Source organism: Aeromonas sp. QDB39 (assembly GCF_027707585.1).
GTDB lineage: Bacteria > Pseudomonadota > Gammaproteobacteria > Enterobacterales > Aeromonadaceae > Aeromonas > Aeromonas hydrophila.
In genome coordinates this window covers 41,558-65,450 of record NZ_JAPCIV010000029.1, presented here as the reverse complement: position 1 = coordinate 65,450, position 23,893 = coordinate 41,558, and the positions used below count along the sequence as shown (strand labels likewise).

Sequence of the window (23,893 nt, the reverse complement as noted above, 5' to 3'; positions counted from 1 at the left end):
GGTGTGTTTGGAGACAGCCAGTTTACCAGCACCCTGTCTGTCAACTTCCACTTCCCCAAGATCCCGCGAAGAACCTTTTTTTATGGGCTCGTCAGGTTGGCACCCGGCGTCATATCAAACCGAGGCGGGATAGCTCCTCCTTGAGCTGCTCCACGTTGCGCTCGACGCAGGCCTCACCCTCGTTGATGGCGTCGCTGGCGCGGTGGAAATCCATGATGGAGAAGCTGCCAAGGCGCGGGCAGAGCTGGATCTCGGGCGGGTCGCCGGCCATCCGGGCGCGGGTGATGCGCTCCTGCATGATGTTGATGGAGCCGGTCATTACGCTCCACATGCCCGGCGTGTTGGGGCTGTCGCCCCGGTTGAACCACTGGCTGAAGCGGTTGCCACCGCTCGGTTCATCCGGCTCGTCGGTCCAGGGCTGGTGCATGTCGGCGTTGAGGTTGACGGCGATCACCACCTCGGCCCCCATGGCGCGGGCCAGCGAGATGGGCACCGGGTTGACCACGGCGCCGTCCACCAGCCAGCGATCCTCGACCCGGGTCGGGGTCAGGATGCCCGGCATGCCGCAGGAGGCGCGCACGCACTGGCGCAGCGGCCCCTGCTGCAGCCAGATCTCGCGGCCGGTGTCGAGCTCGGTGGCGACGCAGGCAAAGGGGAGCGGCAGACTTTCGATGGCGGGATCGCCTAAGTGGTTGGCGGCGATGCCGAACACCTTCTCGCCACGAAACAGGCCGCCGGAGAGGGCCGGGTCGAGCAGGCTGACCACCTGCAAGCGGCTGAAGCCGCGTACCCAGCTCTCCAGCTTGTCCAGTTCACCGGCGGCATAGGCGGCGCCGACAAAGCTGCCGATGGAGCATCCCGCCACCAGATCCGGTTTGACGCCGAGCCGCTCCAGCGCCCGTATGATGCCGATGTGTGCCCATCCACGGGCCGCGCCGCTGCCAAGAGCCAGTCCCACACGGGGTTTTCGTGCCACTTTGTCTCTCCAGGAGTGAGTGAGAAAGCCAGCTTACCCGCAGTTGCCGGCGCCGTCATCCTGCCAGCGTTCGCTGCGATTGCGGCCGTTGGCCTTGGCCTGATAGAGCGCCACGTCGGCCCGCCGAATGGCCTCCTGCAGCTGGGTATCGGTGGTGCTGTGGTGGTAACCCAGGCTGACGGTCACCGCCAGGGCCGGCGCCAGCTCCTGCCAGGGATGGCGGGCGATGCGCAGACGCAGCTGCTCGGCCAGCTGGTCGAGTGGTTCGCCCCCTTTGGCCGCCAGCAGCAGAAACTCCTCGCCGCCCCAGCGGATCAGGGCGTCTTCCCGGCGCAGCTGCTGTTGGCACAGGCGCACCAGCTGGATCAGCACCTGATCGCCCACCTCGTGACCAAAACGGTCGTTGACCTGCTTGAAGTGATCGCAGTCGAACATGATCACCCCGAGGCTGCCCCCGCGCTGCTGATGGCGGCGCTCGAACTCGTCGAAGTAGTGGCGGTTGAAGGCGCCGGTCAGGGCATCGTGGCGAGAGAGATAGTCCAACTGCCGGTTCAGGCGGCGGGACTTGAGATTGGCAAGCACGGCCCAGGCCATGAAGAACAGGGTGATCAGGGTCGGGGCGGACTGGCAGAGCAGGGCCCACAGCAGGGAGGGCAGGGGGATGCGGTGGAGCAGGGTGAGCTCGGTGTCAGGAATGGCGTACTGGAACTGAAACGCTCCCTGTTGCCAGTGGTAGCCATCCTGAGCCGTTGACGGCTTTGGGGCGAAGTCGACCTCCTGATTGCTGCTGGCGAGGATCTGCTGATGCTGGTTGACCAGAAACAGGGTGCCGATACCTGGAGTGGATTCGCGCAGCAGCTGTTCCAGCCGGGAGAGCAGCACGTCGATGCTGATGACGCCCACCAGCACCTGATCCTTCACGATGGGCTGTGACAGGGTGATCATCTGCCCCGCGCCGGCAAAGTCCTCGTAGGGGCGCGAGACGGTGGCGTGCAGGCTCTTCTCCTTCTGTTTCAGGGCATCCTGCCAGTAGGACTTGAGATAGATGTTGCGCCGAAAGTGAAACTGGCTGGCGGGCACCCAGGGGTAGAGATAGACGAAGTCATCGACCCCGGTGAAGTAGAGCCAGCCGACCTTGTCCCCGAGCAGCTTGCTGGCGGTGGAGAGCAGGGGGGAGAGGCTCAGCGCCAGGTGCAGCCTGGCGGCGCGCTGGCTGCCGGGGGCCGGCAGCGGCCCCAGCCCGGTCAGGTTGCCGCTCAGCCCCTTGGGCAGGTTGGCGGGCACCCGATCCAGCGCAAAGCCCTGGTCACCATTCTCTCGCAGGGCGCCGTAGAGCTGCTGGGTGAGGGCGGATTGCGGGTTGCTGCGCAGCCGCTCTTCTGCCTGACCGCGCATGGCCTCGAGAAAGGTTTCCATCTGCTGAAACTGGGATTTCAGACGGGAGGCGGTGCTGAGGGTGTCGCTCTGATAATGGTCGGTGACCTGGGTCAGGGTCAGCTTGAGCGTGATGGCCAGCAGCAGGGCGACGAAGGCGCAGAGCAGCCATTGCAGGCGATAGGTAACAAAGTGAGATCTGGGTTCAGGCATAGGCGTTAGGCGGGATCCGGACAGGTTCGGAGCATCAGTTTAGGGCACAATCGTGAAGCCCGTCTTCTGCTACTGCTATTTCAATCAAATATCGCCGCTTCTGTTACGTTTTGTCACATTTATACATAGTCACGGCATAGTCAGGGGGTAACATGGTGACCATCATTGATGAAGTGCCCTCTTTTCTCTTAATTTCATGGATTGCTTGATGAAAATGCGTATATGGCTGGTGCTTGCCTGCCTCTCTCTGCTGATTTCCGCCGGCTGGTATTACCGCCACTCCGCCCCTGCCGGCAAACCCCAGCCACGTCAGGTCAACATCCGGGCGCAGACGGTCAGCCAGAGCCTGGCCGAACCCTCCATCAAGCTGGTGAGCAAGCTGGCCGCCAACCGCTCCGTGGTGATAAGCCCGGAGGTAACCGGCCGCATCGTCAAGATTGCGGTGCGCTCCGGCCAGCAGGTCAAGCAGGGGGACGTGCTGATCGCCCTCGACGCCGGCAAGCAGCAGGCGGAGCTGGCCGAGCAGAGCGCCAGCGTGCGCGACGAGAGCCGCAAGCTGCGGGACATGCGCCGGCTGGTGGCGCGCGGCGCCATCACCACCTCGGAGCTGGAGGGGCAGGAGGCCACGGTCGCCCAGGCTCAGGCCCGCGCCGATGCCGCCAAGTACGAACTCTCCCTGCGCACCCTGCTGGCGCCGTTCGACGGCTCGGTCAGCCTCATCGATCTGAGTGAAGGGGCCCTGGTCAACAGCGGCGATACCTTGCTCCACCTGGACGAGCTGGCCAAGCTGCGGCTCGATCTGGCGGTGCCTGAGCGCTACCTCTCGCTGCTGCGCCCCGGCATGGCGGTGACGGCGACCAGTTCGGCCTGGCCGGATCAATCATTTCGCGGCGTGCTGGAGACGCTGGACAGCCGCGTTTCCAACGATACCCAGAACATCAAGGCGCGGGTGATCATTCCCAATCCTGACGGTCAGCTGCGCCCCGGCATGCTGCTCAACGTCGAGCTCTCCCTGCCACCACAGAAGATGACCCTGATCCCCGCCCAGTCGGTGGAGTATGCCGGCGAGCAGCGCTTCGTCTATCGTCTCGAACCCAATGGCAAGGTCAAGCGGGTGCCGGTGGTGCTGGGGGACACCCATGGCGAAGAGGTGTGGGTGACCGAAGGGCTCAAGGTGGGCGATCGCATCGTGGTCGAGGGGCTGGTCAACCTGCGGGACGGCGTCAGCGTGCACGATCTGGCGGAGGTCAAAGGCTGATGTGGCTCTCCGATATCTCTGTCCGCCGCCCGCTGGTGGCGGTGGTGCTGAGCGCGCTGCTCACCGTGTTCGGTCTGGTGGCGTTTTCCAAGCTGACGGTGCGGGAGATGCCGGACGTGCAGACGCCGTCCGTCTCCATCACCACCATGTACGAGGGGGCCGCCCCCGCCGTCATGGAGAGTCAGGTCACCAAGCCCATCGAGGATCAGCTCTCCGGCATCAGCGGCATCAAGAACATCAACTCGGTGACCCGCAAGGGGCGCTCGGTCATCACGGTGGAGTTCAAGCTCGGCTGGAACATGGTGGAGGGGATCTCCGATGTGCGCGACGCCATCTCCCGCGCCCGTCCCAAGCTGCCGGACGAGGTGGATGAACCCCTGGTCACCAAGGACAACGGCAACGGCGACGTGGCGGTCTGGCTCAACTTCAGCAGCACCCAGATGGACCGCACCGCCATGACCGACTACGCCAACCGGGTGCTGGTGGATCCCTTGAGCCTGGTGGACGGGGTGAGCGAGGTGTCGCTCTCCGGCGATCTGACCCAGGTGATGTATGTGCGGCTGCGCCCAGCCGACATGGCGGCGCGCGGCGTCACGGTGGCGGATGTGCAGGATGCCCTCAAGCGCGAGAACATCGAGCTGCCGGGCGGCGAGATCCGCAACAACAGCATGACCATGGCGGTGCAGATCGCCCGCCTCTATCACACTGCCGCCGATTTCCAGGCGCTGCAGGTGCGCACCGCCGCCAACGGCCAGAGCATCTATCTGGCTGACATCGCCGATGTGGAGGTGGGGGCCAAGAACGAAGACAGCGCCTACCAGCGCAACGGCCGCGAGAGCTTGGGGATAGGCATCGTTGCCCAGTCCACCGCCAACCCGCTGGCGGTGGCGCAGGGGGTCGAGAAGAAGATGGCCGAGATGCAGCGCTTCCTGCCGGAGGGGGCAACGCTGGAGGTCGACTACGACTCCACCATCTTCATCAAGCAGGCCATCGACGAGGTGTACGAAACGCTCGCCATCTGCGCCGTACTGGTGGTGGCCGTGCTCTACCTGTTTCTGGGGCAGGGGCGCACCACCCTCATTCCGGCCATCACGGTGCCGGTCTCTCTCATCTCGGCCTTTATCGGGGCCTGGTATCTCGGTTTTTCCATCAACCTCATCACCTTGCTGGCGCTCATTCTCGCCATCGGCCTGGTGGTGGATGACGCCATCGTGGTGGTGGAGAACATTCACCACCATCTGCAGCGCGGTGAGCCGCCTCTGCTGGCCGCCTGGCACGGCACCCGCGAGGTGGGCTTTGCGGTGATCGCCACTACCGCCGTGCTGGTGATGGTGTTCGTGCCCATCGCCTTCATGGATGGCATGGTGGGCCGGCTCTTTACCGAGTTCGCCATCCTGCTGTCGCTGGCGGTGCTCTTCTCGTCGCTGATTGCGCTCACCCTGACTCCGGCCATGGGCTCCTGGCTGATGCGCTCGGTGGATCGGCCCAACCGGCTGACGGCGGCGCTCGATCGTGGCCTCGGCTGGGTGGAGAAGCACTATCGCAATTTGCTCGGCTGGATGCTGCGCCACTCGCGCTGGACCCCGCTGGTGTTGGTGCTCTGCCTGGGCGGCATCGGCGCCCTGTTTGCCCAGCTGCCCACCAGCCTGACCCCGACCGAGGATCGGGGCGTGCTCTACGTGTTCGTCAAGGGGGCCGAGGGCACCAGCATCGAGCGGATGAAGCGCAACATGCAGCAGGTGGAGGCGGCCATCATGCCGCTGCTCGGCAAGGGGGTGGTGCAGGCCATGAGCTTCAGCACCCCGGCCTTTGGCCGCGGCGGCGATCAGACCGGCATGGCCATCATCCAGCTCACCGACTGGGCCGAGCGGGATGAAACCGCCACCGAATTTGCCAAGTCCCTGAGCGGGCGGCTGGCCGGCATTCCGGACGTGATGATCCGCACCTTCCAGCCGGGCTTTCGCGGCGGCTCCACCGCGTCGGTGCAGTTCGTGCTGCAGGGCTCCGATTACGCCGAGCTTTATCAGCAGGGGCTGGCCCTGAAAGAGGCGGCAGCCCAGAGCGGCCTGATGGAGACGCCGGATCTCGACTATGCCGAGAAGACCCCGGAGCTGCAGGTGACCATAGAGCGGGATCGGGCCAACCAGCTTGGCATCCCGGTCTCCACCGTCGCGAGCTCCCTGCAGGCCCTACTCGGCGGCATCAGCCAGACCACCTATGTAGACAGAGGGGAGGAGTACGACGTCTACCTGCGCGCCAACCAGCGCGACTTCAACGGCGTCTCCGACTTGAGCCGCATCTACCTCAAGGCGGCCAACGGCGAGATGGTGACCCTCTCGACCCTGGCCACCGTCAAGCAGGTGGCGAGCCCGCAGCGCCTCAACCACTACCAGCGTCAGAAGGCGGTGACCCTGACTGCGGATCTGGCGCCGGGCCATACCCTGGGTGAGGCGCTGGATTACCTGGACGGCTGGGCCAGTGCCAACCTGCCAAGCGGCATGACGGTGGATTATGCCGGCGAGTCCAAGGACTATCGCGACAACCAGGGCGAGATGGTGATGGTGTTCGGTCTGGCCCTGCTGGTGGTCTATCTGGTGCTGGTGGCCCAGTTCGAGAGCATGCTGACCCCGGCGGTGGTGATGGTGACGGTGCCGCTCGGCATCTTCGGCGGCCTGCTTGGCCTCTGGCTGACGGGGCAGGAGATGAGCATCTACAGCCAGATCGGCATGATCATGCTAATCGGCATGGTGACCAAGAACGGCATCCTGATCGTCGAGTTCATCAACCAGTTGCGCCAGCGCGGCGAGGGGTTCGACGAGGCGATCATCGCAGGCTCGGTGCGCCGCTTGCGCCCGATCCTGATGACCTCGCTCACTGCCATCATAGGGGCCGTGCCGCTGATGCTCTCCATGGGGGCGGGCTATGAGAGCCGGATGTCGGTGGGGACAGTGGTCTTCTTCGGCCTCTCTCTGGCAACCCTGGTGACCCTGCTGCTGGTGCCCGCCATCTACCATCTGCTGGCCAAGCGGGCCGGCATGACCGGGGCGCGGGATCAACTGGTGGACGAGGCGCTGGCGGCCAGCGAGGCCGACTCGCAGCAGGACAAACCGGCGGCCTGATGCCTACACCCATATAGGTGAAAAGCACTGCAAGCTGATGGCATCCTCGGGTAAGCGGGTTAATATATAGCCAGTTTAATGTTGAGGTGAGCTATGTTGCCATCAGCCATTTATGAACCGCTGCCCTTTGCCTATATGGGCAGCGGTTTGCTGTTGTTGGGGATTGCCGATCAGCCGGGGCTGTTGCTGGCCGGGTTGGCATTCTATCTGGCCGGTTCGCTGGCCTGGTTTCGACGCGGCGCCTATCGCCGGCCCGACAAGCAGCAGCAGCGAAAGCAGGGCTGGCCGCTGTGGCTCTACGAGAGCCGGCCGTTCGCGCTGATCCTGCTGGGCCTGCTGATGCTGCGCCTGGCCACCCACCCGGTGTTCCTGGCGCCCGCCCTGGTCTGGTGCCTGCTGGGTGGCTATCAGTTGCTGCAGCGCCACTACAACCGCATCGTGCTGGCCCGCGTCCTGGCCTGAGCCGATAATCAACCCGCACTTTTCAGGCGAGCCCCGCTGGCTCGCCTTTTCCGTATCTATCGTAGGGGCAAAAAGCCGTCGCCCCCGCCTTGCTCTGCCGGTATAATGCGCGACCCGAATTGTTCCAGGTGGTCAAAATGCAGCCGGTTACCAACCTCTTCTCCTATCCCCGTTACTGGGCCGAGTGCTACGGCACGGCGCCCTTCCTGCCCATGTCCCGCGCGGAGATGGACAAGCTTGGCTGGGACAGCTGCGACATCGTGCTGGTGACAGGCGACGCCTATGTGGATCACCCGAGCTTCGGCATGGCGGTCATTGGCCGCATGCTCGAATCCCAGGGTTTTCGGGTCGGCATCATCGCCCAGCCGGACTGGTCATCGAAAGATGACTTCATGCGCCTGGGCAAGCCGAACCTGTTCTACGGGGTGACGGCGGGCAACATGGACTCCATGATCAACCGCTACACCGCCGACAAGAAGCTGCGCCACGACGACGCCTATACCCCGGGGGATGTGGGCGGCAAGCGGCCGGACCGCGCCACCTTGGTCTATACCCAGCGCTGCAAAGAGGCCTATAAAGAGGTGCCGGTGGTCATCGGCGGCATCGAGGCATCCCTGCGCCGCATCGCCCACTACGACTACTGGTCCGAGACCATCCGTCGCTCCATTCTGATCGATGCCAAGGCCGACATCCTCATCTACGGCAACGCCGAGCGGCCGCTGATCGAGGTAGCCCACCGCATCGCAGGCGGCGAGACCATCGACACCATGCAGGACATTCGCGGCACCGCCGTGATCCGCAAGGAGCCGCTGCCGGGCTGGCGCGGGGTGGATTCGAGCAAGCTCGACCAGATTGGCCGCATCGATCCCATCCCCAACCCCTATATGGAAGGGGCTCCCTGCGCGGACGATGAAGGTACCGCGCCGGCTGCGCAGGAGGCCAAGCCCATCCTGGTGCAGCCGCCCAAGCAAAAGCCGTGGGAGCAAACCTACGTCAAGCTGCCGGCGTTCGAGCGGGTGAAGGAAGACAAGGTGCTCTACGCCCACGCGTCGCGCATCCTGCACCACGAGACCAACCCGGGCTGCGCCCGCGCGCTCTCCCAGGCCCACGGTGATCGCATCATCTGGGTCAACCCGCCTGCCTTCCCGCTCGAAACCGACGAGATGGACGGGGTGTTCGGCCTGCCGTACCAGCGGGTGCCGCATCCGGCCTATGGCAACGAGAAGATCCCGGCCTACGACATGATCAAGACCTCGGTCAACATCATGCGCGGCTGCTTCGGCGGCTGCTCCTTCTGCTCCATCACCGAGCACGAGGGGCGCATCATCCAGAGCCGCTCGGAAGAGTCGATCTTGAAAGAAATTGAAGAGATCCGCGACAAGGTGCCGGGCTTTACCGGCGTCATCTCGGATCTGGGCGGCCCCACTGCCAACATGTACAAGTTGCGCTGCAAGAGCCCCAAGGCCGAGCAGACCTGTCGGCGCGCCTCCTGCGTCTGGCCGACCATTTGTCCGCACATGGACACCGACCACAGCCCGACCATCAACCTCTATCGCAAGGCGCGCGACCTCAAGGGCATCAAGAAGATCCTCATCGCCTCCGGCGTGCGTTACGACATCGCCGTGGAAGATCCGCGCTACATCAAGGAGCTGGCCAAGTACCACGTCGGCGGCTACCTCAAGATTGCGCCGGAGCACACCGAGGAGGGCCCGCTCTCCAAGATGATGAAGCCGGGCATGGGCAGCTACTACAGCTTCAAGGAGCTGTTCGACAAGTACTCCAAAGAGGCGGGCAAGCAGCAGTACCTGATCCCCTACTTCATCTCCGCCCACCCGGGCACCACGGATGAAGACATGGTGAACATGGCGCTCTGGATCAAGTCCAACCGCTTCAAGCTCGATCAGGTGCAGAACTTCTACCCGTCGCCGCTCGCCAACGCCACCACCATGTATTACACCGAGAAAAACCCGCTCAACAAGGTGAGTCGCCAGGGCGGGGACGTGTTCGTGGTGAAAGGGGAGCGTCGCCGTCGCCTGCACAAGGCGCTGCTGCGCTACCACGATCCGGCCGGCTGGCCGATGATCCGCGAAGCCCTGCTGGAGATGGGCAAGGGCCACCTGATCGGCAACGGCCCCGACTGCCTGGTACCGCCGGAAGGCCGTGGCGAAGCCAAGGCCGAGCGCAGCCGCAGCAAGGGCCTCAAACCTGCCTTGACCCGCCACAGTGCCATCACTCACCAGCGCAGCAACGGGGTGGGCAACAAGGGCGCCCGCAGCGAGGCTGGTGCAGCCAATGCCCCGGCGGCCAGCAGAAATGGCGGCAAGGCGGGCAATGGCAAACCGGTGGGCTCTCTACTCCAGAAAGGCTCGGGCAACGGCAAGCCCAGTTCGCAAGGTACAGGTCAGGGCGCAGCTCAAGGTAAACCGGCCGGTAAACCTGCTCACAAGGGCAAGGCCCCGACCCGCGCCGGCTCTGCCAAGCCGGGCGCCAAATCCGCTACTCAGGGCGGCAAGCCTGCGGCCAAAGGCAATGGTGCCAAGCGCCCGGCACGGTGAGTTTTCTGACTGGAAAGCGATAGAAATAAAAAGGCGACCGAATGGTCGCCTTTTTATCTGAACATTAGAATTTTTCAGGAAAGTCTTCCTATTTGAAAAGAATCAATTTATTAACATGTAAATATTTTATTGAGAAATGACTTTAAATCATCCAATGAGGTGCTATTCATATCTACATATCCATGTTGTGCAGCATAACCTACAGTGGATATATCATCATAAAAACTAGCTAGTATGGCTCTAGCTTTCGCTTTAGCTTCATTGTTTGGATATTTAAAATCTTGAGGTTTAGGCCTAGCTATACCCTGTTGAGGCGTGTGTTTTTCAAGATTTTCTGCTAATTTAGAAAAATATTCATCTACATGCTCTAATATAGGTGTGCTTTTTTGCGTGTCGATAAATAAATCTTCAAGCATTCCAGTGTCTTCACCTGGCTTTGAAATTATAAACACACCTATGTGAACGTTTCCTTTATTGCAAACGATAATATCGCCATGCTTATTTGGCGTTGAGAAATTATTTCTCGCAAGGGTTTTCTTTATTAGCTGGAATGCTTTTTCTTTAGAGTCATCGGCATCTACAATAATAGCAAAACGTTGTACCTGGCCAAACATACTTTCTTTTATTTTTGCTTGGAATTTTGATGGGAATGATGTTATACCACCAGCCCTTATTATCTGAACGCTTGTTTCAAGATTAATTTCTTTTAGTATTGCTTTAATGAAATGTTCATCGTCTGAGCCTTCAACGAAAATTAAGTTTTTCTCAGATATTGCATCATGAATTGATATGGAAGACTGATTTGATTGACTGGTTTGCTCTGAATTTAAAATAAGAGGCATGATTATCTTACCTCCCAGTTACTTTCAATTGCAGTTTTGAGTGTATCAAAATTATAGTGATTTATTTTTATGTTTTCTGTCTCTTTATCTAATCGATAATAAGATATGTCTGAATATTTATCTTGCAAAGCGCTTTGACACAAAGCAACGAGAGCCTCGTAGGAATGCGTGGTGATAAACAACTGGATTTTATTTTCTCTTGCAGCTTTGTTTATAATTCCCCAGATTTGAGGGAGTGCACTATAATGTAAACCATTTTCTATCTCATCGATTAATATAATATTTCCTTTATTAGCTTCAATTGCGAGAAGGATACCAAGAAGTTTTTCTATTCCCTCACCTAGAAAGCCGATAGGTATTTTTGTTTTTAACCCAACATCTCCATATATTGACACCTGCCCACCACTAACACCTAGAGAGATATTTTTAAGTTTTGGCTCTATGACTTTTAATGAGTTAACTATATTAGGTATCAAGCCTTTTTTATCAAGCTGGGTAAAATACTCTGCGTTTAATTGAGCATTTCCCTTCAAAGATGATGACAGATAGACAACAGATAAAGGAGCTCCAGTTAACATCTCAAAGTGCGATGTCATTTGTTGTCCATTTGATGTTATTTGTACCTTACCAGCGCTTTTTCCTCCTTCAACGTACGATATTGATAAACCTTCTTGGTTAAATGCCAGAGTTTGGTTTATTATCATACTTTCATTATTTGGTGAGTATGTTGCATTATTTCTCACATCTAGCTTGCCATATTTTATTGTAGCTTTACTAAGTTTTTCATCTTCACTTCTAGCGACTAGATAAATTTGATTGCTGAGGTCGTAATTATGAAAAATTGGTGCCCAAACACTATCCTTATCTAGCAGGATATTTCCAATTCCTCTCCATGCATATTGTTTTATTGTTAGTTCTGGACTTCCTCTGTCATATAAAGTAAAAATGGCTTCTAATATTGAACTTTTACCTGTGTTATTTTTTCCACCAATAATATTTATGTTCTCGAGATTTTTTATTTTTAAATTTGAAAATTGTTTGTAGTTAGATATTGTGAATTCGGTTAGCATATATATCCCTATAGTAATATATAATTTTGGAATACCTACCTTTTGATTTCCCGCCTTGGTTTGCGTAAAAAACCTGGGGCACCCAGCTTTTTGAGTTAGGCGTAATGCTGCTGAATCCGACGCTACCGCCCTTGGATTACAGTTTCCAATATGCTCCATTGACCTGCCCTTGCAGCAACCCATCGCAGCTCAACAGGTTCTGAATGGTCATGGTAAGCCAAACGAAACTGCTGATGTGAGTATCAAATTGACTTAATAATCAGAAAAGTTTCGTTTTTTGACCGGCATCAAACTCTCTTGCTCTGTATCCTTCACATCTTCCCAAACAGCGTCAGGCCCTGCCTATTGGCCATGGCTCGGTGGTGATAAGAAGTGGGTACCCAAGCTCAAATGATGGCTGTCCTCATCAGGAAAGGCTTTGTTATCTTGCCGGGGATGTCGGCAGGGGCGATCCGTGCCCCCTTATCTCACTCCAACAGGAGCAATCAGATGGCAATAAAAACGCGATCCCGCAGGGAGAAGGTGGGCAGCGGCCTTGGGCTGCTGCTCGGGATCATCGGTTTCAATCTGCTGGTGCCTTTTTTCTTTGAAAAGCAGGCGGGCTTTGATGGCAACCAGATGCTCTGGGCCGCCGTGACGGCGCTGGTCTGCTCCGAGCTGGGGGCCAGAGTGGGCAAGTGGCTGGATCGCCGGGAGCAAACGAGAGCCGGCGATTGATTCAGGAGGCAGCCGACAGGTCGCGCGTTGCTCTGAACTGGCTGGGAGTCAGGCCGGTGATGCGCTGAAACTCGCGATTGAAATTGGATTTGGTCTGAAAACCGGCGTTCATCAAGATCTGGGTGATGCTTTCATCCGTGTTCAGCAGAGCCTGTCTGGCATGGGCAATTCGATATTCGTTGATGACCCTGGGGATGCTCTGCTGGTGCACCAGATTGACGGCACTGGAGATCTGCTTGGCGGGAATGCCCAGTTTGCGTGAGAGACGGGCCAGGGTCAGCTCAGGATCCAGATAGCAGGTTTTATCTTTCATCAGGTTATCCAGCAGAGCCACTATCTCCCGGGCGCGATCTTCGTTCAGCAGCGGCGCTTTCTCCGCAGGCTCGGGTTCGGAGGCTGGTATCTCCTCCTCTTCTGCGTCAGGGGTATTGACCCCTACCACCACCACGGCCGCCGCCAGCATGGGCACCAGCATCAGATGACCCAGCGACAGGATATAGGGCGCCAGCTGGCCTTGATTGAAGGCGAAGTCGAGGGAGACGACGGCATCGATGGCCGCCGAAAACAGCAGCATCCAGCCCGCGATATGTTCCGCCCGTCTGACCCCCTCCCACTCATTGAACGAGACATACAGCAGCTGCTGCGTCTTATCGGAAAAACGCACCAACGCGATGCCGTAGCAGAGATAGATGGCGGTCAGCAGGCCATCCAGTGGCAGTGGCAACCAGTTGTGGGTCAGCATACCGAGGGCAACCAGCGCGGGACCGATGCCGTGCAGCCAGGAAAAACGGGCCCCTGGCACCTTGGCCCGGCTGAAGATATGCCAGGCGGCCACCGGAATAAGCGAGGCGAGGATCGGCTGCGCGAGAGTGAGCAGCGCCAGATCGAAGGTCCAGCGCAGCCCCACCACGCCGGTGGTGATGGCGCACAGCAGCAAAAAGAGGGCGGTCGTTCTGGCCGCCCGGCCAAGGCGCGCCAGCAGCACGGCGGCCAGCAGTGCCAGCAGCAAGGAGACGATAAAGGGTATGGGTATGGCCAGCATCATGTATCCCGTGTGCAAAGAGAGGCCGTTGACCGGCGGCGGCATGCCAGCATAACGGCTTGGGTCAGGCGAATGAAGCCCATGATGGCGCAGGCGCGGTTCGAGGACGACCTGAAACCGGTTTGAGGACGCCCGGGGGCGCTTTGCTCCCCATGATAAGGGCTCTCAATCACCATAAAAGGCAGGTATCCATGTTCTCTTTCTACTGGCTGGCGTGGCAACGCGCCCTGGATTTTTCGGGTCGCGCCACCCGGGCTGAATGTGGGTGGTTCATGTTGGGCCATCTGCTGGTCACCCTGATCTGCATCTGGCTGGACGTGCTGCTTGCCAATCTGGGCTGGCTGGATCTGGGCTACGGCCTGGTGAGCAGCGTGCCCCTGATTGCGCTGATCGTGCGTCGCTTGCACGACACCGGCCGCTCCGGTTGGTGGGGCTGGGTGTTTCTGGTGCCGGCCGTGGGGCCCTTGCTGCTTATCTATTTGCTGGCGCAGCAAAGCGGGGAAACCCATGTTGGCAAGGAGGCATCGGCATGAGACACGCACTCTGGTTGTTTATGCTGTGCTGCTCGCTGACGGTGGCTGCCGTCGACAATCCCCACGATTTTCCCAAGGGGACGCTGGGCCTGCTGCAGGTCGACAGCCTGATCCGTGGCGAGCTGCTGTGGATGCAAGGGCGGGTGGGGGAGGGAACCTATACCACCACTGATGCCGAGGGGCGTCACTGCGCCATCCGGGTGCCGGTGGCGGTCGGCAAGGTGGCGAGCTGCGGCCTTGGCATCGACTCCGCCGCGGGGCTGGCCATCGTCGTCATGACGCCGCGGCTCGATGTGGCGCTCAGCAAGGGTGAGCGGGTGAACAGCAGCGACTTCATCTTCTCCCGCGAGGCCGCTGACCCGGCGGCCGACGGCTATATCGTCAGCGGGATCGCGGCAGACGAAGGGTTTGTGCTGAACTCGCGGCGGCGCTGGATAGCCTGGTTGCTGGAAGACAAACCGGTGCTGCGCTGTCAATGAGGCCTCCCTCGTCAGAAGGATGCGCCGGCCAAGGAAGGTCCACTGGCCGGTGTGCCTACTGCCACACTTCCTGCCCCTTGGCATTGAGCAGGGTGTGAAACAGATAGTGATCGTCCCGATCGTAATAGACGGTGAGGGTGTGCTGCTCGGTGTAGTCCGCCGCCACGCTGGCCACCGTCATGGGTATCAGGATCAGCTCCCCCAGCCCCATTGTCACGGCGCTCGCCGTGGCCTGGCCATTGCCGTCAGCGCGCTTGTGGATCTTGCCTAGCACGGTAAAGCGATCGCAGCCCTGCACCTTATCCTCGGTCAGAAAGGCGGCCTGCTGACAACGCTGGGGCTCGCCCAGTTCGGCGCGAATGGTCGTGCGGGTCTGCCCCGCTGCCAGGGTGTTGCGAAAGCGCCCCGAGTAGTGATCGATGGCGGCGGCGCAGCCGCTCAGCAGCCCGATCAGCAGCAGCGGTGTGAGCCGCAGACAGGCGGGTTTCATGGGCGGGCCTCGTTATCCGCCGAGGGGGCATAGCCCCGCCGCCCGGGTTCGCTGCGATGCAAAAAGGTGGTCAGGGTATCGCGCGGCGGCGTGATGCCGCACTGCACCAGGATCCGCCCGATCGCCCCCCTGTGATAGCCGCCGTGGGTCACCAGATGCAGCAGCATCTCGGCGCGGCTCATCTGCCCCCTGTCGCCATCCACGAAGTTGAACGAGAGCACGGCCTCGCCATCTGCCTCGCTCAGGCCGGCAAGGTAATCCAGATACCAGTCATCCAGCTTGCCGATGGCGCCGTGCAGCATCGCCAGGGTCGGTGTCTCGGGGGTATTGGTGGCGGTAAAGCCGTGCCGTTCCCCCAGCAGATTGGCCTTGAAGATGGCATCGACCACATGGATATGGTTGAAGATGCGCAGGGCCGTGTGGTGAGCCTCGCCGTCTTGCGCGGCATCCAGGGTGGCGAGGGCATCGAGCAGTTCGCCATCGGCCCAGGCCTTGTAGCGAAACAGCGAGAGCAGGGTTGAGCTTGGCATGGCACTCCTTGGCGCTTCTTGTGTCCAAAAGCGGGCATATTATCCAGATGGAGCCAAAAATGACACTCCCCCGGCAATGGGGGCGGTTGGGCCAGCCATCGGCTGTGTCCGGGTCGGTGAGGATGCTACCCTGTCAGCCGTTGCCGGATAACACGGCGCCCATAACCCGCCGCCACAAGGAGTCCCCATGCGCATTGCCCTCGTAGGTCTTGGTGATATCGCCCAGAAAGCCTATCTGCCGCTGCTTGCCAGTGACGAGCGAGTCACCCCGCTGCTCTGTACCCGCAATTCGGCGGTATTGGACAAGCTGGCACGCCAGTACCGGATCGCCGAGTGCTTTACCGAGCTGGGCGACCTGCTGGCAAGCCGCCCGGATGCGGTGATGATCCACGCCGCCACCGCGGTGCACCTTGAGCTGGCTGCCCAGTGCCTGCGCGCCGGCATTCCCACCTTTGTCGACAAGCCGCTCTGCGACACTCTTGCCGGGGTAGAGGCGCTTGCCAATCTGGCACTGGCGCAGAACCGTCCGCTGTTTGTCGGCTTCAACCGCCGCTATCTGCCCGCCATGAGCGAAGCCCGCGGCCAGCCGCTTACCGAGCTCAACTGGCAAAAGCACCGCCACGCCCTGCCAGGGGCGCCGCGCGCATTTCTGTTCGACGACTTCATCCATGTGCTCGACAGCCTCTGCTACTACGGCGGCGCGCCTGATGGGGATCTGCATGCGGTGCTGCGGCGCTGTGCCCAGCAGCCCGAGCTGCTGGCCGGGGTGAGCGTGGCCTGGCAGAGCGGGCAGGTGGCGGTGAGCGGCAGCATGAACCGCAGCGCCGGCCTCACCGAGGAGCGCATCGACGCCTATGGCGACAACCTCTCCCTGCATATCGAGAATTGCACCCGGGGCACCCTGGCCCGCGATAAAACCGTGCAGACCCTGGCGCCGGGCGATTGGCAGTCGGTGCTGGCGAGCCGGGGCTTTGCCGCCATGCTGGCCCACTGGTATCAGCAGATTGAGGCGGGGCGGGCCGACGGGGCGCTGATTGAGAGCTACCTGCACGGCCACCGGCTGGCAGAGCAACTGGTCACCCTGGCAGGGGAGTGAGGGTGATCGCCGCGCCGGTTTGCCCGGGCCATGGGCGGAGTGGTGGGCGAAAAAATCGCCGGACCACTGTATGAGATGGCGCATCCCTGCGCAGTTGATTGGCGGGGGCGCTGCCGCGCAAGCCAAGCGGGCGCTTGTTTGCTATCTTGGCGGCCATGAACTGCCAGCAGAGCGACAGAGTGTGATGAACCAGCTATTGAAACGGGGTGGCCGGCTGGCTGCCCTTGCCAAACGGGAGCGGATCCCCGCCATGATGGCCAGGGTGGCCCGTCCATGAGCATCATTTTGGGGATAGACCCGGGTTCGCGCATCACAGGTTACGGGGTCATTCGCATCGTGGCGGGCAAGGCTGAGTACCTGGGCTCGGGCTGCATCCGCACCGATTTGGGCGAGCTGCCGTCACGTCTCAAGCAGGTCTATGACGGGGTGAGCGAGATCATCACCCAGTTCAAGCCGGACGAGTTCGCCATCGAGCGGGTCTTTATGGCGCGAAATGCCGATTCGGCTTTGAAGCTGGGTCAGGCTCGTGGCAGCGCCATCGTGGCGGCGGTCAATGCCCTGCTGCCGGTGAGCGAATACTCGGCCACCCAGATCAAGCAGGCGGTGGTGGGCACCGGCGGCGCCGCCAAGGAGCAGGTGCAGCACATGGTGACCCATTTGCTCAAGCTCTCGGCCACCCCCCAGGCGGATGCGGCGGATGCCCTCGGGGTGGCGCTCTGCCACTTCCATACCCGCCAGATCCTGATCAAGATGGCCGGGCGCAGCACGGGATCAGTGCGCGGTCGTTACCGCTGAGCCGACATTGCCGGTCTGATACCGGCAATTTCAGGCAAGCGGCCATGTGCCGGCTGGTTGCCCCTCTGGTTGCGGCGGCTGTCGGCAAAAGCCCCAACAGAGTCACAAGCTGTCGCACTGCCTTTCCGCCTCATGTTGCTGCTCATTCGGGCGCTAACGATAATCTTCTCAGTTAATCAACAGCTTGTGATGCAAGTTACGTTTTTAGGCCTTCATCGCTTCCCTTCGCTTGCCCGATCGGGACTCCCATAATATGCGCCGGCCGCGTGGTGCGGCCCGGTGAGCCGCAGGCTCCCGCTTCATCCATCATTGGGAGAGTTGAGAAGTGAAACCTTTTGCAGCTGAATTCATGGGCACCTTCTGGCTGGTGCTGGGGGGCTGCGGCAGCGCCGTGCTGGCCGCCGCCTTTCCGAACGTCGGCATCGGCCTGCTCGGCGTGGCGCTGGCATTCGGTCTGACCGTGCTGACCATGGCTTACGCCATCGGCCATATCTCGGGCTGTCACCTGAACCCGGCCGTGACCATTGGTCTCTGGGCTGGCGGTCGCTTTCCGGCCTCCGGCGTGCTGCCCTACATGGTCGCTCAGGTATTGGGCGGGATTGCGGCAGCGGCGGTGCTCTACGTGATTGCCAGCGGTCAGGCCGGTTTCGATCTGGCGGCGGGCTTTGCCTCCAACGGCTATGGCGAGCACTCACCGGGCGGCTACAGCATGCTGGCGGCGCTGGTGTGTGAAGTGGTGATGACAGCTTTCTTCCTGTTCGTCATCATGGGCGCCACCGACAGCCGGGCCCCGGCCGGCTTTGCCCCCATCGCCATCGGCCTGTGCCTGACCCTCATTCACCTCATCAGCATTCCGGTGACCAACACCTCGGTCAACCCGGCGCGCAGTACGGGCGTGGCCTTCTTCGTAGGGGACTGGGCACTGGGCCAGCTGTGGCTGTTCTGGGTTGCGCCCATCGTCGGTGCCATTCTGGGTGCATTGGCCTATCGCGCGATCGCGACCAAAGCCTGATCCGTCAGGGCAACAAAGTGTGGTATCGACACGCCCCCGGGCGTGTTTTTTCGTTTCTGGCTGGCACGAAAACGGGCCGCAAGGGCCCGCAGGGTTGTTTGGTCGTTGGCAAGAGGGGAAGGGCTACAACCCCTTGGCGCTCAGCATGTCCTTGTAGCGCTGGCGCAGCAGTTGCACCCGCTCTACGTAGGCGCGAGTTTCAGCATAAGGGGGGATGCCCCCATGTTTTTGCACCGCGCCGGCGCCGGCGTTGTAAGCGGCGGTGGCCAGCGCCACGTTGCCGCCATACTGCTTGAGCAGCCCCGCCAGGTATTTCACCCCGCCGAAGATGTTCTGCTCCGCCAGCAGGGCGTTGCCCACCCCCAGCTCCCGCGCCGTGGCCGGCATCAGCTGGGTCAGCCCCATGGCACCCTTGCGGGACACAGCGAGGGGGTTGAAGGCGGACTCGGCGTGGATCAGCGCCCGGATGAGGGCCGGCTCCACCTGATAGGCCTTGGCCGCCGCCTGGATGGTGCTGGCGTAGTCATAGAGAAACAGGCCGGTGGTGTGCCAGTTGACCTTGGAGTCGGGGTCGCAGGCGTAGCAATCGTTGAACAGCAGCAGCTCGTAGTGACCCTGCTCCGGCATCATGTCGGAGTAGCGCACCACGCCGTTTTTCTGCACCGACTTGTAGACCTGGATCTGGCGGGTGCCGGGCGGCAGCGGGGGGCTGGCCGGCTCGGGGGGCGGCAGCACCCCCGGGGTGTGCAGGGTGACGGGGGGCGCCGCCGGCGGCTCGGCGGTGAGGATCACCACCTCGGCCGGGGCGGGTGTCTGGCTCCAGCCGGGGGAGGAAAACAGCGGGATCAATCCCATCAACATCCATGCTTTCAACGGCTTGCTCCTTCAGCCTCGTTAGCCTTGTTGAGTAAAGCATCACGGCGCGGGCAGAACAAGCCCGCCCTGACCGACCCGTGCACTCGGCCGAGAAAATAGCGGCGGCAGAGCAAATAAAGAGGCCGCCCATTGGCGGCCTCGCGCGGCAACTGCCGGTTTACTCCTGCAGCCAGAGGCGGGCGCTGCGGGCGGGAATGGCGACCCGCACCCACTGGCTCTGCACGTTGACCACGGCGTTTTGGTCGAGCACATCCCGGTAGTTGCGATACCAGTTCATCTCGAACTTGGCGGTATCGAGCCAGTACTCCTGCTCGTAGTCGCACTTGTTGATGCCGACCAGCCCCTGCTTGCCGCGCTTGAACAGCACGAAGCAGTCGCCGCTGCCGACCAGCTGCATGGGCTGGCCCTGCACCGCGTTGTGGAAGCGGATCATCCCCTTGAGGTCGCTGCGCAGGTAATAGTCCTGCCAGCGCAGCCCGTCCTTGGCCTGGGTCTCGCCATGATCCGAATAGACCAGCGGCGAGCCACCGTCGCGGCCGAGCAGGTAGGCATAGGCCAGCTTCTCGTCGGTCGGGTTCAGGATCTGGTAGCGAAAGCCGTCGTTGGTGGGGATGTCGTGGGTGATGGCGAAGGTGACCGCCCGGCTGCCCGGCAACGCCTGGCCGTAGGCCCCCGGATCCGCCAGCTGATTCATGCTGCCGCCATAGCCAAGCGCCCCGCGCAGGGAGGCAAACAGCGGGAAGTCATAGGCGCCCTGACCGCTGCTGTCGAGATAGGGCTTGAGGAAGCGCTCGTAATCGTTGCTGCCGGCGCCGCCGGTGGTGATCACCTCGCCGAACACGTGCATCCCCTGCTTTATCTCGGGGGTGAACACGGCGTTGATCTGGTAATCGCTCATGTGCTTGACCGCATCGACCCGAAAGCCCTTGATCCCCATCCCCTTGAGCGCCTTGAGGTAGGCCTGCTGCTGGCTCACCACCCAGTTGTTGGGGTCAAGATCCGGCAGCCCCTTGTCGCCCGCGCCGCCGCACAGCCGCCAGTACTGCACGTTGCCCGGATCGTTCCAGTCGCTGATGCACCCTTCCGGGTGGAAGTCCTGACCGGCGAGCAAGTTCTGGCCCAGATCGCCAAACAGCTTCTGCCGCTCGAAGTAGCCGGGGTTGGCGGCATAGCTTTGCAGCAGCTCGCTGCCGGGGTAGTTGAGATCGCTGCGCTTCCAGCTCTCGTTGGCCATGTGGTTGAGCACCACGTCCGCATAGACGGCGATGCCCCGTGCCTGCATGGCGGCGATCAGCTGCTCGAGATCCTGCTTGTTGCCAAGCGGTGTGTCGATGAGGCGCAGATCCTGGGGTTGGTAGCGTGCCCACCACTCGTTGCCCGATGACTTGAGGGGCGGCGAGATGAGTACCTGTTTGTAGCCGGCGGCCTTGATGAGATCGGCCTTGGCGGTGACTTCACTGTATTTCCAGTTGAAAGCGTGCAGTATGACGTCCGCATGTGCCAAAGGCGCGATCAGCATGCCTGCGATCGCCCAGATTCCCGCTGTGTGTTTCATTATTGTCAGTCCTTGTTTTGGGTGCCCAGATGGGCACCCAGAGCCTCACACCGGCCTGTCTTGCCAGCAATCACCGGGCGGCGATTTTGTGAGCACTTTCAAAGCGGACTGTGCGGATCTGTGACGGCTTGCAAAAAACCGCGCAGGCCGCGCCATTACTGACTTTTCAATCACTTCACCGGACTCTTTTCGGCTCAGTCAATCCCGTTGTTGTAGAGCGGCTGCCAGGCGCAGTAGCGCTGGCCATTGCGCTGGTTGTAGAGCCAGAAGCGGTTGCAGTTGTCGTCGTAGTTGCTGGCGCCGACGTTGACGGCATAGCTGCTCAGCCGCTGCCCCTGCAGGGACTGGAACACCCCGTTGTAGAGCAGGGAGAAGTGCAGGTGCGGGCCGGTGGAGGAGCCGCCCTCGCACAGCGCCTCGTTGCGGTTGCCGGCATAGGTGCCGATGGGGGTGTCGGCGGCCACGTAGTCGCCGCTGCGCACCGAGATCCCGCTCATGTGGTAGTAGTTGGTGGCCCAGCCGTTGGGGGCGGTGACTCGCACCTGGCAGCGGGAGAAGACGGTGACGGTGCCGCTGTTGGCGGCGGTGACCGTGTAGGTGGCGCCGCCCCAGCCCGGCCAGTCGTAAGAGACATCGATGGAGGAGTAGGGGTAGCCGGAGCCGGTATGGGAGTGGGCGCCATTGGCCTTCCAGCTGTAGCCCTGGCGCCAGGGCAGCTGGAACTGACCGCCGGCCAGCGGTGCGGCGGTGGCGGCCGCGCCGCCCCTGGGGGAGGTCATGGCGTCCTGGCCGAACAGGGTCCGCCACTGCTCACCGAGCTGGCGCTGCACCGACGTGCTCAGCAGACTGGCGAGGGCAGCCTGGTGCGCGGCCTGCGGCGCCAGGGCGGGGGCGCTGCGTTGCATAAGCCTTTGCTGGGCGCGAGCCTGATAGAAGCGCTCGGAGAGCTGGCGCGCCATCAGCTCCAGCTGGTTGTCAAAGCCCCTGGCCTTGACCAGCTTGGCGAACGGCGCAGCTATGGCCTGCTCGGAGGGGGCCGAGATGAGCTGGCTGCTCGCTTCCATCAGGGCCAGCAGCAGCTGGGGGTTGAGGCTGGTGATGCCGCTCCAGTGCAGGATCACCTCCTCCTTGGGCAACAGGTGGGGCGCCTGTTGCAGCAAAAAGTCGTGCAGATCGAAGGCCATGGCTGCCTCGCTGAACACGAAGTGGGCCTCATCCAGGGGGAGGGCCGGGGTCTGACTGGCGGCAAGCTGCTGCGCCGTGAAGTGATAAGGGGCAAGCGGGGCATGGATGTCGCCGGCCCAGCCGGCGGCGGGAAGCAGGGCCAGCATCAGCAGGGAGGGGATCGGTCTGGACATGATAACTCCTTGGCAAAGTGGTGAGGTGTCGGTGTGGGGATGGACCCACGCGGGCAACAACAGCGCGAGGCTATGCCAAGGCTTCACCATAGGGGTAAATGCCAAAGTTGTTATTCAAATGGGGCTTTTTATGCAGGGGGAGAGCGGTATTTGTTTGTTAACAAATGTTTACAAAAAGGGTTTGTAGAGCCAAATCAGTGAGTTGCGGGCCATGAAATGGCGGGCTGCCGTAAAGGGCGGGGAAGAGGCGCAAGCAGTGTCTGCCACTGGCTTGCCGTGATAGGATCGCCACTGGCCAGACCGGCTGACGGCATGTTAAAAATTATGCAACTCGGTGTGGTTATTGGCTTTTTTGTTATTAAAAGCCGTGATATCGTCAATCTGGTCGGATCTCTGCGACCGACATCAATGTATGAGGACCGGGCCGAATGGCCATGGATGGAACGGGTGTGATAGGCAAGCGGGCGATGGAACTCACGTTCGAAGAGTACTGTGATGCAGACCTTTCCCTGATCAGGGATTACTACGAAACCACTTTCTCCCACTATGTGCCGGATCTGGCCGAGCGGATCTTCGTGGTACGCGACGCCCACTGGCTGGTGGGGGCCGTGCGCCTGCGCGACGAACAGGATTACTACCACCTGTGCGGTTTTCGTCTGCTGCCCCACTACCAGTCGCTGGGGCTGGGCTCGCGCCTGTTGCAGCACGCCTGCAACGATCTGCAGGACAAACCTGTGGTGTGTCAGGCCTTGCCGTTTGAAAAGCCGTTCTACCTCAAGGCCGGCTTCGCCGACCTGCCCCTGCATGAACTGGAGGGGCCGCTCTTCTCGCTGTATGACCAGCAGCGCGAACAGGGTTACCAGATCGAGCTGCTGGTGCGCCAGGCCAAAGCCCCGGTCTACAACTGACGACTCACTGGGGCTTGGTCAACAGGTGGATCTTGCCCGGTGACAGCTCCAGCCCCAACAGATTCTCCTTCAGCCAGGCCTGGTTCGGATCCTTGTCGTTGAGCCGATAGACCGGCTGGGTCTCCAGCCGCTTCTCCATGCTCTGCAGCAGCATGCCGAGCATGAAACCGAACTTCTGCTGCGCCGCCTCCGGCTCCAGCTTGTATTCAATCAACTTCATGTTGTCGAGGAACAGCGCGCTCTGCGCCTTGTCGTAACGCGGTCTCGCCTCATAGGTCATGTTCAGCCGCGCGTCGTACTCGGTCTGATCCGGCAGGGCGATCTTGAGCTTGCCCTTGCCATAGACCCGGGCGGTGTCCGGGCTCTGGCGCCCGATCTGGACATCGCTCTGTTCGAGCTGCACATGGGCCTTGATGATGCCGGGCAGCTCCAGCTGTTTGTTCACTTGCACCTGGGATTGCAGGTACTGGTTTATCTGTTGCTCATTGATGTCATATGAGCCTTGACCTAGCATGGCCAGACTGAGCAGCATAGATTGCAGGATCATGCTAACGACCTGATAGAATGGGTGTGTTTTACAGCATACCATCCTGGCTTCGCGGGATCTGCCCACCGCATTTCACTCGTCTGTAA

22 protein-coding genes are annotated in these 23,893 nt (G+C 61.0%); 11 read left to right on the top strand and 11 right to left on the bottom strand.

Annotated features, from left to right (window positions below; translation table 11 throughout):
- Positions 1 to 109: 109 nt before the first annotated feature.
- Together PG899_RS17180 and PG899_RS17175 are read right to left on the bottom strand one after the other, a co-directional pair.
- Complete coding sequence (locus PG899_RS17180; RefSeq protein ID WP_190283702.1) at positions 110 to 976, bottom strand: patatin-like phospholipase family protein; 867 nt, start codon at positions 974 to 976, stop codon at positions 110 to 112.
- A gap of 33 nt (positions 977 to 1,009) precedes the next feature.
- The gene (locus PG899_RS17175) at positions 1,010 to 2,563 is read right to left on the bottom strand and encodes a sensor domain-containing diguanylate cyclase (protein ID WP_270697519.1); all 1,554 of its coding nucleotides are present in this window, start codon (positions 2,561 to 2,563) and stop codon (positions 1,010 to 1,012) included.
- 208 nt (positions 2,564 to 2,771) lie between these two features.
- Between PG899_RS17175 and PG899_RS17170 the strand changes: the two genes are divergently transcribed.
- From PG899_RS17170 to PG899_RS17155, 4 genes are all read left to right on the top strand, one after another.
- A complete protein-coding gene (locus tag PG899_RS17170; protein WP_024944721.1) occupies positions 2,772 to 3,821 on the top strand; it encodes an efflux RND transporter periplasmic adaptor subunit in 1,050 nt (349 codons plus the stop codon).
- On the top strand, positions 3,821 to 6,940 hold the full coding sequence (locus tag PG899_RS17165) for an efflux RND transporter permease subunit (protein ID WP_077098041.1): 3,120 nt from the start codon (positions 3,821 to 3,823) through the stop codon (positions 6,938 to 6,940). The genes PG899_RS17170 and PG899_RS17165 overlap by 1 nt, the downstream gene beginning before the upstream one ends.
- A 93-nt stretch (positions 6,941 to 7,033) precedes the next feature.
- The gene (locus PG899_RS17160; RefSeq protein ID WP_077098039.1) at positions 7,034 to 7,402 is read left to right on the top strand and encodes a hypothetical protein; all 369 of its coding nucleotides are present in this window, start codon (positions 7,034 to 7,036) and stop codon (positions 7,400 to 7,402) included.
- 137 nt (positions 7,403 to 7,539) lie between these two features.
- The gene (locus PG899_RS17155; RefSeq protein WP_077098037.1) at positions 7,540 to 9,957 is read left to right on the top strand and encodes a YgiQ family radical SAM protein; all 2,418 of its coding nucleotides are present in this window, start codon (positions 7,540 to 7,542) and stop codon (positions 9,955 to 9,957) included.
- A 110-nt stretch (positions 9,958 to 10,067) separates the two neighbouring features.
- Here the strand turns inward: PG899_RS17155 and PG899_RS17150 are convergent, their stop codons facing one another.
- Together PG899_RS17150 and PG899_RS17145 are read right to left on the bottom strand one after the other, a co-directional pair.
- Positions 10,068 to 10,799, bottom strand: a complete 732-nt coding sequence (locus tag PG899_RS17150; protein WP_143239029.1) for a DUF3226 domain-containing protein — start codon at positions 10,797 to 10,799, stop codon at positions 10,068 to 10,070.
- A 2-nt stretch (positions 10,800 to 10,801) separates the two neighbouring features.
- Positions 10,802 to 12,028 carry an AAA family ATPase gene (locus PG899_RS17145; protein ID WP_270697518.1) on the bottom strand — a complete coding sequence of 409 codons (1,227 nt, stop codon included), beginning with the start codon at positions 12,026 to 12,028 and terminating at the stop codon, positions 10,802 to 10,804.
- Positions 12,029 to 12,358: 330 nt separating this feature from the next.
- On the opposite strand from PG899_RS17145, the gene PG899_RS17140 reads away from it, so the two are divergent.
- Positions 12,359 to 12,586 (top strand): hypothetical protein, encoded by a 228-nt coding sequence (locus tag PG899_RS17140; protein ID WP_077098033.1) that lies wholly within the window; start codon positions 12,359 to 12,361, stop codon positions 12,584 to 12,586.
- A gap of 1 nt (position 12,587) precedes the next feature.
- On the opposite strand, the gene PG899_RS17135 is transcribed toward PG899_RS17140, so the two are convergent.
- The gene (locus tag PG899_RS17135; protein ID WP_077098031.1) at positions 12,588 to 13,628 is read right to left on the bottom strand and encodes a helix-turn-helix domain-containing protein; all 1,041 of its coding nucleotides are present in this window, start codon (positions 13,626 to 13,628) and stop codon (positions 12,588 to 12,590) included.
- 191 nt (positions 13,629 to 13,819) lie between these two features.
- On the opposite strand from PG899_RS17135, the gene PG899_RS17130 reads away from it, so the two are divergent.
- Together PG899_RS17130 and PG899_RS17125 are read left to right on the top strand one after the other, a co-directional pair.
- A complete protein-coding gene (locus PG899_RS17130; RefSeq protein ID WP_077098030.1) occupies positions 13,820 to 14,161 on the top strand; it encodes a DUF805 domain-containing protein in 342 nt (113 codons plus the stop codon).
- A complete protein-coding gene (locus PG899_RS17125) occupies positions 14,158 to 14,640 on the top strand; it encodes a hypothetical protein (RefSeq protein ID WP_264098582.1) in 483 nt (160 codons plus the stop codon). Before PG899_RS17130 ends, PG899_RS17125 begins: the two co-directional genes overlap by 4 nt.
- 55 nt (positions 14,641 to 14,695) lie before the next feature.
- Here the strand turns inward: PG899_RS17125 and PG899_RS17120 are convergent, their stop codons facing one another.
- Both PG899_RS17120 and PG899_RS17115 read right to left on the bottom strand, forming a co-directional pair.
- Entirely contained in the window at positions 14,696 to 15,130 is a 435-nt protein-coding gene (locus PG899_RS17120; RefSeq protein ID WP_077098368.1) for a hypothetical protein, read from the bottom strand.
- Complete coding sequence (locus PG899_RS17115) at positions 15,127 to 15,660, bottom strand: DinB family protein (protein ID WP_077098366.1); 534 nt, start codon at positions 15,658 to 15,660, stop codon at positions 15,127 to 15,129. Before PG899_RS17115 ends, PG899_RS17120 begins: the two co-directional genes overlap by 4 nt.
- A gap of 187 nt (positions 15,661 to 15,847) precedes the next feature.
- Here PG899_RS17115 and PG899_RS17110 point away from each other — a divergent pair, with 187 nt between their 5' ends.
- The 3 genes from PG899_RS17110 (at position 15,848) to aqpZ (ending at position 18,563) form a co-directional block, all read left to right on the top strand.
- Positions 15,848 to 16,756, top strand: coding sequence for a Gfo/Idh/MocA family protein (locus PG899_RS17110; protein WP_077098364.1), 909 nt, complete (start codon positions 15,848 to 15,850; stop codon positions 16,754 to 16,756).
- 273 nt (positions 16,757 to 17,029) lie between these two features.
- Positions 17,030 to 17,551: a crossover junction endodeoxyribonuclease RuvC gene (ruvC, locus tag PG899_RS17105; RefSeq protein WP_005298649.1), complete on the top strand. Its 522-nt coding sequence runs from the start codon at positions 17,030 to 17,032 to the stop codon at positions 17,549 to 17,551.
- Positions 17,552 to 17,876: 325 nt separating this feature from the next.
- Positions 17,877 to 18,563 (top strand): aquaporin Z, encoded by a 687-nt coding sequence (aqpZ, locus tag PG899_RS17100; RefSeq protein ID WP_017766545.1) that lies wholly within the window; start codon positions 17,877 to 17,879, stop codon positions 18,561 to 18,563.
- A 123-nt stretch (positions 18,564 to 18,686) separates the two neighbouring features.
- On the opposite strand, the gene PG899_RS17095 is transcribed toward aqpZ, so the two are convergent.
- The 3 genes from PG899_RS17095 to PG899_RS17085 all read right to left on the bottom strand — a co-directional run bounded on the left by PG899_RS17095 (position 18,687) and on the right by PG899_RS17085 (position 22,352).
- Positions 18,687 to 19,424, bottom strand: a complete 738-nt coding sequence (locus PG899_RS17095; protein ID WP_264098588.1) for a lytic transglycosylase domain-containing protein — start codon at positions 19,422 to 19,424, stop codon at positions 18,687 to 18,689.
- Positions 19,425 to 19,596: 172 nt separating this feature from the next.
- The gene (locus tag PG899_RS17090) at positions 19,597 to 20,994 is read right to left on the bottom strand and encodes an alpha-amylase family protein (RefSeq protein WP_039215527.1); all 1,398 of its coding nucleotides are present in this window, start codon (positions 20,992 to 20,994) and stop codon (positions 19,597 to 19,599) included.
- 194 nt (positions 20,995 to 21,188) lie between these two features.
- Positions 21,189 to 22,352 (bottom strand): M23 family metallopeptidase, encoded by a 1,164-nt coding sequence (locus PG899_RS17085; RefSeq protein ID WP_077097321.1) that lies wholly within the window; start codon positions 22,350 to 22,352, stop codon positions 21,189 to 21,191.
- 428 nt (positions 22,353 to 22,780) lie between these two features.
- On the opposite strand from PG899_RS17085, the gene PG899_RS17080 reads away from it, so the two are divergent.
- Positions 22,781 to 23,260: a GNAT family N-acetyltransferase gene (locus PG899_RS17080; protein WP_011705218.1), complete on the top strand. Its 480-nt coding sequence runs from the start codon at positions 22,781 to 22,783 to the stop codon at positions 23,258 to 23,260.
- A gap of 4 nt (positions 23,261 to 23,264) precedes the next feature.
- On the opposite strand, the gene PG899_RS17075 is transcribed toward PG899_RS17080, so the two are convergent.
- Positions 23,265 to 23,807, bottom strand: a complete 543-nt coding sequence (locus tag PG899_RS17075; protein WP_026080151.1) for a DUF1439 domain-containing protein — start codon at positions 23,805 to 23,807, stop codon at positions 23,265 to 23,267.
- Between the last annotated feature and the right edge of the window lie 86 nt (positions 23,808 to 23,893).